At 66.8% G+C, this 8,764-nt stretch carries 9 protein-coding genes and 1 tRNA gene; 5 read left to right on the top strand and 5 right to left on the bottom strand.

The genetic code is table 11. The features are described 5' to 3' along the window. On the bottom strand, positions 1–642 hold a 642-nt coding region (locus tag EV192_RS55455; protein WP_132112858.1), incomplete at its 3' end, for a DUF3662 domain-containing protein. A 125-nt stretch (positions 643–767) separates the two neighbouring features. Here EV192_RS55455 and EV192_RS01985 point away from each other — a divergent pair. The 3 genes from EV192_RS01985 to EV192_RS01975 all read left to right on the top strand — a co-directional run bounded on the left by EV192_RS01985 (position 768) and on the right by EV192_RS01975 (position 2,962). After that, positions 768–850: transfer RNA gene (locus EV192_RS01985), tRNA-Leu, on the top strand. An 828-nt stretch (positions 851–1,678) separates the two neighbouring features. Then, complete coding sequence (locus EV192_RS01980; protein WP_243726577.1) at positions 1,679–2,266, top strand: hypothetical protein; 588 nt, start codon at positions 1,679–1,681, stop codon at positions 2,264–2,266. A gap of 24 nt (positions 2,267–2,290) precedes the next feature. Further along, on the top strand, positions 2,291–2,962 hold the full coding sequence (locus EV192_RS01975; protein ID WP_132110495.1) for an NAD(P)H-binding protein: 672 nt from the start codon (positions 2,291–2,293) through the stop codon (positions 2,960–2,962). On the opposite strand, the gene EV192_RS01970 is transcribed toward EV192_RS01975, so the two are convergent. Next, a complete protein-coding gene (locus EV192_RS01970; protein WP_132110493.1) occupies positions 2,935–4,251 on the bottom strand; it encodes a D-arabinono-1,4-lactone oxidase in 1,317 nt (438 codons plus the stop codon). The two genes, EV192_RS01975 and EV192_RS01970, sit on opposite strands and share 28 nt — an antisense overlap. 85 nt (positions 4,252–4,336) lie before the next feature. Here EV192_RS01970 and EV192_RS01965 point away from each other — a divergent pair, with 85 nt between their 5' ends. Then, the gene (locus EV192_RS01965) at positions 4,337–5,539 is read left to right on the top strand and encodes an amino acid deaminase/aldolase (protein ID WP_132110491.1); all 1,203 of its coding nucleotides are present in this window, start codon (positions 4,337–4,339) and stop codon (positions 5,537–5,539) included. A 46-nt stretch (positions 5,540–5,585) separates the two neighbouring features. Here EV192_RS01965 and EV192_RS01960 read toward each other — a convergent pair whose 3' ends face one another. From EV192_RS01960 to EV192_RS01950, 3 genes are all read right to left on the bottom strand, one after another. Next, on the bottom strand, positions 5,586–6,137 hold the full coding sequence (locus EV192_RS01960; protein ID WP_279492651.1) for a VapC50 family PIN domain-containing toxin: 552 nt from the start codon (positions 6,135–6,137) through the stop codon (positions 5,586–5,588). Next, positions 6,137–6,607: a helix-turn-helix domain-containing protein gene (locus EV192_RS01955; RefSeq protein ID WP_132110489.1), complete on the bottom strand. Its 471-nt coding sequence runs from the start codon at positions 6,605–6,607 to the stop codon at positions 6,137–6,139. The genes EV192_RS01960 and EV192_RS01955 overlap by 1 nt, the downstream gene beginning before the upstream one ends. Positions 6,608–6,692: 85 nt before the next feature. Beyond that, positions 6,693–7,313 (bottom strand): TetR/AcrR family transcriptional regulator, encoded by a 621-nt coding sequence (locus EV192_RS01950; RefSeq protein ID WP_243726575.1) that lies wholly within the window; start codon positions 7,311–7,313, stop codon positions 6,693–6,695. Positions 7,314–7,518: 205 nt separating this feature from the next. Between EV192_RS01950 and EV192_RS01940 the strand changes: the two genes are divergently transcribed. Then, entirely contained in the window at positions 7,519–8,733 is a 1,215-nt protein-coding gene (locus tag EV192_RS01940; RefSeq protein WP_132110484.1) for an MFS transporter, read from the top strand. The last annotated feature ends 31 nt before the right edge of the window (positions 8,734–8,764 follow it).

Raw genomic sequence — 8,764 nt, 5'->3', positions numbered from 1 at the left:
GTAGCCGGGCTGCTGGCCGTAACCGCCCTGCTGCGCCTGCTGGCCATAGCCCTGGTCGTAGCCACCGGGCTGCTGCGCCTGCTGGCCGTAGCCGCCCTGCTGTTGCTGCTGGCCGTGTTGCTGATCGTTGCCGTACTGGCCCTGGCCGTATCCGTACTGGCCTTGCTGGCCGTACGGGTCACCTTCATGCGGTTGGTGGCCGTAGCCGGGAGGCTGGCTCATGGATCGGTCTCCTGCGTTGCGAGGTGATGCCGGCCGTCGGCTTACGTCAGGGTCGACGGACGAGCGTGTTCGGAACTGCCCGGTGTGCAGCGCGTCGGAGCGCTCCAGGGAGACTACGACGTCACCGTAGGTGTCCCACCCGTGCTCGGTGAGATTCTCCGCGACGACGTCCGTGAGGAGCGTGACGATACGTTCCTCGTCTCCGCCAGCCAACCGGTCATGGTCCGCCGGTCCCAACTGCACGACGTAGTGGTTGGGGGCCAGCAGCCGGCCACCGGCCAGCTCACGGATGTTGTCCTCACTCTCCCTCTGCAACGCCTGTGCCACCTCCTGCGGCACGACGTTGCCACCGAACACACGAGCGAAGGTATTGCCCACGATGCCTTCGAGACGGCGCTCGAAGCGCTGTACGAGGCCCACGGTTCATCCCTTCACGCGTCGTTCCTCCCCCGATCGTATCCGGGTGTGGCCCCCGAGACACCGGGATGTTCCAACCCCGTGCGAAACGCCCCCAAACCCCGTGCTACGCTTCCGCGGTCACTTCAGGGCGAGTGGCGGAATGGCAGACGCGCACGGTTCAGGTCCGTGTGTCCGAAAGGACGTGAGGGTTCAACTCCCTCCTCGCCCACGTCGTCGGGGGAGTATGGTCGCGCTTCGCGCTTCCCTGGTGGACTCCGTGGATTATTTTGGGGGGCCGAGCCCCCCAAACCCCCCACGTGCGGCTATCGCCGCCTCGCTTCTCCAATGACCTCCAGTCTACCGCTTTCAGCGGTTCTTCGCTGCGTGGCCGCCCTTTGGGCTGGCCTGCTTGCCTGCGGCTTCGCTGGTGGGGCTCGTTGGATGGGTCTGGGGTGTGTCGCGTCTGCGCTGTCATACCTGTGCTTCGTGGCGTTGGCTTGACGGGTGTTGTTGCTGGGCTTGCTGGTGGGTTGGTCTTGCCTTGGCGGGGTCTCTTGTTCGGTGGGCTTGTCGGCCGCTTCTCTTCTTCGGCCGGGGGTTGCTTAGGCTTGGCTGGCCTTGGTTGCTGGGGGCTTTTATGACACGCGTTGGGGCTTGGGGGTTTGGTTGCTTGGTTGAAAGTTTGCTCGGAGGGGTTCTTGTTGGGGTTGGGTGTTGTTGCCTCTATTGCTTCCCCTTTGGGTTGAACTACAGGTGTGTAGTTCAGGTATTTGTGACTGGGGACACCTTTTTGTGACCTTCTACCGTCGGTGGTCGGGGGTTTGGGCCGGCTGGCATACATCTCACCCGGACGGCAGCATTGCCCGGCCGAAGACCGGCTACTGCTTATCGACCGGTCACCGACCGCTCGGCGCCGTTGGTCGCCGGGGCGGTTGCGGGGCTCCGTGGGGCGGCTTGGAGCTGGTACCAAATTCCATGTACCAGTTCGGCCCGTGACCACCAGGGGGCACGGTCGAGGTAGAGGAGGCGGGGCTTCGTGACCGGCATTCCAGGACGAATGGCAGTGAGCGATGACGTCACATCACTGCCGACGCCGTCCGCCGTCGAACTGCCCGCCCCCGACGACGAGCTCGCGTCCGCGGCCGTCGCCCAGCTCGGCTGGCCGGGGGTGGCGCTCCCGCCGATGACCCTGTTGGGCCGTCGGGTGTCCCTCGTCGCGGAGCTGTTGCCGGACGCGCACGCCGAGCGGATATGTCTCGGCCAGGCGCCGGTCACCGACCGCGCCACTGTTTCCACGTGGGTGTGGCCCGAATTCGCCGGGCAGGTCCCGGCCGCCGCGGTGCGGATCGTCGGCGTGCTCGCGGTTGTCCGGCACTGGCGGACCGGCCTCGCGGCGCTGGCGCCGTTCGCGCGGTACGGCGAGACCGCGATGGTCGTGCCGTCGTCGGTCGTGTTGACGCACGACTACCTGGCGAACTGCCTGCCGCGGGCGCGGACCTATGGCATCGCGGTGGTCAGTGCCGACCCGGACAACGGGGTGGAGCTGGACCTGCCTGGCCGCAACGACCGCAGGGTGGCCGCAGGCATCGACGCGGTGTCCCGTTGGGTCAACGAAGTCGCGTACGAGCGCGTTCTGTCGGCCTGAGCCGATCGTTCTACGCTGGCGGGTATGCGCGTAGTCATCGCCGGCGGACACGGCAAGATCGCCCTGCACCTTGAGCGCCTGCTTTCCGCGCGCGGCGACCAGCCGGTCGGGCTGATCCGCAACCCCGAGCAGGCGGACGACCTGCGGGAGGCCGGTGCCGAACCGGTCGTTCTCGATCTCGAACACACCACCGCCGAAGAAGTCGCCAAGTCGTTGGACGGCGCGGACGCCGCCGTGTTCGCCGCGGGCGCGGGACCAGGCAGCGGCAACGCACGCAAAGACACTGTCGACAGGGCGGCGTCCGCGCTGTTCGCCCAAGCGGCCCAACTTGCCGGTGTCCGGCGGTTCGTGCAGATCGGCTCGATCAACGTGGAGCGGGCCGACGACCCTTCGGTCGACGAGACGTTCCGGGTCTACCTCAAGGCCAAGGCGGCCGCTGAGGACGACCTGCGGGCCCGCGATCTCGACTGGACGATCCTGCGGCCGGGCGGCCTGTTGGACTCGCCGGGCAACGGGCTGGTTCGGTTGGCCGAGCCGAACATCCCCGTCGGCCAGGTGCCCAGAGAGGACGTCGCGGCAGTCCTCGTAGGACTGTTGGACAACGAACACACTATTGGGCTAACCCTGGAGTTGACCCGCGGCGAAACACCGGTGGAAATCGCGATCGGTCAACTGCCGAGCACCCGTTCCAGATAAGCGTTGGAGAACAAGCGATCCGGGTCGACCTCGTCGCGAACCTTCTGGAAATCCCCGAATCGGGGATAACGCTCCCGTAGCACGCTCGCGTCCAAAGTGTGCATCTTGCCCCAGTGCGGACGGCCGCCGACCCGGGCCACGATCGCCTCGAAGCCGGCGAAATACTCGCGGTACGGCATGCCGAGATACTGGTGAATCGCGAAATACGCGGAATCCCGCTGGTAGGCAGTTGACAGCCAGATATCGTCGGCGGCCGCGACCCGGACCTCGACCGGGAACATCACCGGGTCGGCCAGCTTCGGCACGAGCGCACGCAGCTCGGCGAGCACGTCGAGCAGCGACTCACGCGGGACCGCGTACTCCGACTCGACGAACCGTACGTTCCTCGAGCTGACGAACACGCGATGGGACGTGTCGCTGTAGCTGCGTGGGGACAGTGCGACCGACGCCAGCCGGTTGAGCGGTTTGACCAGGCCACGGACGGTTTTGCCGAGGCCGCACATCACGGCGAGCGCGGTGTTCTCCATGACCGTGTACTCGAAGAACCGCCGGGTCGGGCTGAGCGGTCGGACCGGCGCGTCGAGCGGTAGGCGGTTGTTTCGTTTCACCAGCGCCTTGTTCCCGTAGGGGAACCAGTAGAACTCCATGTGGTCGTGCCCGGTGACCAGCTCGTCGACCTGCTCGATCACGGCTTCCAGAGGCTCCGGCCGCTCGTCTGCCTGCAGGCAGAACGACGGCTCGCAGCGGAGGGTCACCGAGGAGATGATCCCGAGCGCGCCAAGGCCGATCCGGGCGGCGTTGAACAGGTCCGGTCGTTCGTCGTTGGAGCAACGCACGACCGTGCCGTCGGCGAGGACCAGTTCGAGGGCGGCGACCTGGGTGGCGATGCCGCCGATCTTGGCCCCGGTGCCGTGCGTGCCGGTCGAGATGGCGCCCGAGATGGTTTGGGCGTCGATGTCACCGAGATTGGTCATGGCCAGGCCGAGCCGGTCCAGGCCGGCGTTCAGCTGCTTGATCGTGGTGCCCGCGCGGACCGTGACCAGGCCGGACTCGCGGTCGGCCACCTGGATGCCGGTCCAGTTCGACAGGTCCAGCGCGGCGGCCCGGTCGGCGACCGCGATCTCGGTGAACGAGTGGCCGGAGCCGAGCGCCTTGACCTTCCGGCCCGCCTTGGCCGCGGAGGTCACTGCCTCCGAGATCTCACCGAGGCTGCCCGGCTTCTCGATCGACGCGGGCACGGCCTTGGCCGTCCGCGCCCAGTTGGTCCACTGGGTGGTTTGCACGGGCATCCTTTTGACCTCCGCGGCAGCACAGTTCGGCCACCGTAAGTGAAATCTATTCACATTTCAAGGGAACTCGACGTACTGTGGACGGGTGACGCAGCAGGCGAACCTGGACACCGCGACCAAAGGGCTCGACCCGCCACTGGCCGTGGTCGACCTGGACAGTTTCGACGCCAACGCGCGGTCCATGGTCGACCGCGCCAACGGGCGGCCGATCCGGGTCGCCAGCAAGTCCATCCGGGTCCGTTACCTGCTGGAACGCGCGCTGGCCATGCCCGGCTACGCCGGCGTGATGTCGTACTCCCTGCGCGAGGCCCTGTGGCTGGTGGCCCAGTGGCGCACCGGCCCGCTCGCCGACACGGACATCCTGGTGGCCTACCCGACAACCGACCATTCCGCGCTCCGAGAACTCGCCGCCGACACCCACGCCCTGCGGGCCACGTCCATCGTCGTCGACTCCACCGAGCATCTGGACCTGATCGACCGGGCCCTGGGAATCGACCATCCTCCCATCCGAGTCTGCCTGGAACTCGACGCGTCCTGGCGGCCGCTGCCGGGAATCCACGTGGGCACCCGGCGATCGCCGATCCGGACCGCCCGCCAGGCCACCCGGCTGGCCGCCGAGATCGTTCGGCGGCCCGGGTTCTCGCTGGTCGGGATCATGTCGTACGAGGGCCAGATCGCCGGTCTCGGCGACGCCCCACCCGGTCAGCGGCTCCGCGGATCGATCATCCACTGGATGCAGGGCCGGTCCGGGCCCGAGCTGATCCGCCGGCGCTCGGCCACTGTCGCCGCCGTCCGCGCGGTCACACCACTTGAGTTCGTGAACGGCGGCGGAACCGGAAGCCTGGAACTGACATCGTCCGACCCTTCGGTGACCGAGGTGGCCGCCGGGTCCGGACTGCTGGCGCCCGGACTGTTCGACGGATACCGGAACTTCCAGCCGCGCCCCGCCGCGCTGTTCGCGCTGCCGGTCGTACGCCGGCCCGCCGCGGGGATAGCCACCCTGTTCTCCGGCGGCTACATAGCCTCAGGCACCGCGACCGCCGACCGGCAACCACTGCCGGTGTTTCCCGAGGGAGTCAAGCTGCTCGGCCTCGAAGGCGCCGGCGAAGTGCAGACCCCGGTGGTCGGCAAGGCCGCCGACACATTGCGACTCGGCGACCGCGTCTGGCTGCGGCACGCCAAAGCCGGCGAACTGGCCGAGCGCTTCCAGGAGTACCACCTGATCCGCGGCGACCGAATCGAACGAACCGTGCCCACCTACCGAGGCGAAGGCGTCAACTTCGGCTGACAATGATCCACGTGGAACGACGGTCCTCGCAGGTGAGAGCCCCTGCTCAAGGCAGATAGGGCCGCACCAAGCCGGTGAACCGAGGCACAGTACGTGCGAGACTGATGACGAACTGTTCCAGCGAAACGGGCGGGTTAGTAAGCTCGACGAATTGTTCTCGGACACACCGGACTGTGACTTCGAAGTGGGTGTCGAGCAGAGCCACAAGGAAGTCGTCCGGGTGGGTCGCCACAAGCTTGTGCGGCTTGAGAGCAGGCCCTTGGAAGTCTCTGAGGTTGGCCGTGACGATGACCGCCGCGCCACCGGTTACCGCAGCTGCGAGCACATGCCTGTCCTTGGGGTGATTTGTCATGCCCGGGATCAGAGCTTCGTATCCGGTGACCTCGGCTTCAGGGAACTCCTGACGCATCTTGTCGGTACGCCGCAGAGCTTTGAGTGCGGAGATGCCGAGCTTGGGAAGATTTTGCTCAACCTCGTACAACACGTCGAATGACCACAGTGGACTGTAAACGCCGGCTTCGGCCAGTCGCAACAGTAGGTCGGTCAGCCGTATCGGGACCAGGACACAGGCGTCCAGGAACGCGGGGATAGGCGTCACTAGCGGGTCCGGATGAACACGTCGGTACGGTCAAGATCGCCTGACTCATGCGCTTCGCGAAGCATCTCGTCGAGGACCTTGCGGCGCCGGACGCGGGCTCGCTCCTTGTAGGCCAGTACGTCGGCCAGGAGGACTCGGCGGTGTTTGCCGCGGTACTCGTGCGGGATCTCGTCCTCGGTGAGCAGACGGACCAGTGTCGGCCGGGACACGTTCAGGATGTCCGCTGCTTCCTGGGTGGTCAGCAGCGTGTTGTGTGAGTCGACCGTGACGGCCAGGCCGCGGTCCAGCAGGTTCACGACGTCGACCAGGACGTGGTGGACGGCTGGGGGCACCGTGATCTCGGTGCCGTCCGGCCCGATCAGTCTCGGTGGCGCGTCACTCGCGGCCAGCAGGTCCTTCAGGGCCTTGACGACGGCACTTTCCTCGCCGTCAGGCGGTAGCACGGTGTGCCTCTCGGGCGCGATGGTCATGGGAGTTCTCCTGGTTGGTGATCGCCTTGCTACTCACCGTACCGGAGGTGGTCGAAAAAAGCGAAATATTCGAAAAATTCGAACGTTAACGGTCGAGCTTGCTGGACAGGTACTGGCGGAGGAGTTCCTTGCCCTCGTCGATGATCACCTGGTCGCCCTGGGGGTCCCGGCGGAAGGCGAGCTTGTGGATGCCGTCGGTGGCTTCGACCGCGATGGTGATCGGCAGGCGAAGGTCCTCGACCGGGATCCCGGCCTTGGCCGCGACGATCTCGGTGAGCTGCTCGGCGACCACTTCGTTGTTGTGCTTTCCGGAGCCGTCGTCCAGCAGTTCGAGGTCCACCACGTCGCCGAAGTGGAGTTTGGCGAAGCCGGGGACGGTCCGGTGCATCTGGACGTAGCTGTCGATCGCCAGGTCGACCGCGTCCCACCAGTGCACCGGCGGGGTGGCTTCGAACCGGTCAGTGACCAGACGGAGGAACCGTTCGAGGTTGCGCCGGGTCATCTCGCGGACGACCGCTCGCTTGTCCGGGAAGAATTGGTACAGCGAACCGACCGCCACACCGGCGCGCTCCGCGATCAGTGTTGTCGTCACACCGTCATAACCGACCTCCTCGATCAGGGCGGCGCACGCTTCGAGCATCTGCTCGACGCGCTTCGCGCTGCGCTGCTGGACCGGCTTACGCCGCAGGGGGGTCGGACTCGCCACTGTGTCTCCTCTGTTCAGAACCTATCTTGCCGTGAAACGGGCGCTGGCGTGTGAGCGACATCGCATCTAGTATCCGAACGAATTTCACATTCCACGAGGAGGTGGCGATGGTCCCGGACGGGTTCCTGTGGGGTGTGTCGAGGTCCGCGTTCCAGATCGAGGGCGTCACCCGGGACGACGCCCCACTGGTACCGGGAGGTCGTGCGTGACAACCGCGCTGTCTGAGCCGGTCACCCGGGTCCGCGCCGGCTGGCTGACCCTGCTCTTCCTGGCGAACCTGGGACTGTGGCTGGCGATCTACGCACCCATCCAGGTGCTCCTGCCCGAACAGGCCGAACTGCTCGCGCGCACCGACAAGGAACTCGTCTTCGGGATCGTCACCGGAGTCGGCGGTGCGGTCGCCATGGTGGTGAACCCGTTGGTGGGCCTGCTGTCCGACCGCACCACGTCCCGCTTCGGCCGCCGCCACCCGTGGACCGTCGCCGGTGCGCTCGTCGGCGCGGCCGGGCTCGTCGTGCTGTCCACCGCCGGGAACGTGCCGGTGATGGTGATCGGGTGGTGTCTGGTTCAGGCGGGTGTGAACGGCATGCTCGCGAGTCTGCTCTCCGCGATTCCCGACCGGGTGCCGGTGGCGCAGCGCGCCCAGGTGGGTGGGTTCATCGGGATCAGCCAGATGTTCGGCACCGTGCTCGGCGCGCTGCTCGTGACCGAGTTGGTGACGTCACTGCCTGGCGGCTATCTCGCGTCGGCGGCGGTCGTGGTCGCGGGCGGGTTGGTGTTCGTGTTGCTCACGCCGGACGCGGTCCTGCCGAAGCAACTGCGGCCGACCACGAAATTGGAACTGTGGGTCTCACCGAAGCGGCACCCTGACTTCGCGTGGGCGTGGGGCTGTCACTTCATGATCCAGTTGGGGAACGCGCTCGGCACGTTCTACCTGCTGTTCTTCCTCAAGGACGCGGTTCACCTGCCCGATCCCGAGGGATCGTTGCTGGTCCTGATGTCGTTCTACGGCATCGCGCTGATCGCCGGCGCCGTGCTGGCCGGCGTCTTCTCGGACAAGTCCGGCCGTCGGAAGCCGTACGTGTTGCTGTCGGTCGCACTGATGGCGGTGGCCGCGCTCGTGCTCGTCGTGTCCGAGACGTGGACCGCCGGTTTGATCGCCGCGCCGCTGCTCGGCGCCGGGTTCGGTATCTACTGGGCGGTCGCGATCGCGCTGCTGACCCAGGTGCTGCCGGCCGCGGCCGACCGGGCCAAGGACCTCGGGGTCATCAACATCGCCAACTCGTTGCCGCAGGTCTTCGCGCCACTTATCGCGTCCGGCCTGATCGCCGGCCTCGGCTACCAGGGACTGTTCGGCGCTTCCGCGCTCGCGACTCTCATCGCCGGATTCTTCGTGGTGCGAGTTCGGTCGGTGGCGTGACCTTGGGAGGCGGCCCGTTCGCCTCGCTCGG

Origin of the sequence: Actinocrispum wychmicini (assembly GCF_004345645.1) — a bacterium.
GTDB classification, from domain to species: Bacteria; Actinomycetota; Actinomycetes; order Mycobacteriales; family Pseudonocardiaceae; genus Kibdelosporangium; species Kibdelosporangium wychmicini.
The sequence above is the reverse complement of the archived record's forward strand: the minus strand, read 5'-3'. Positions and strand labels throughout refer to the sequence as shown.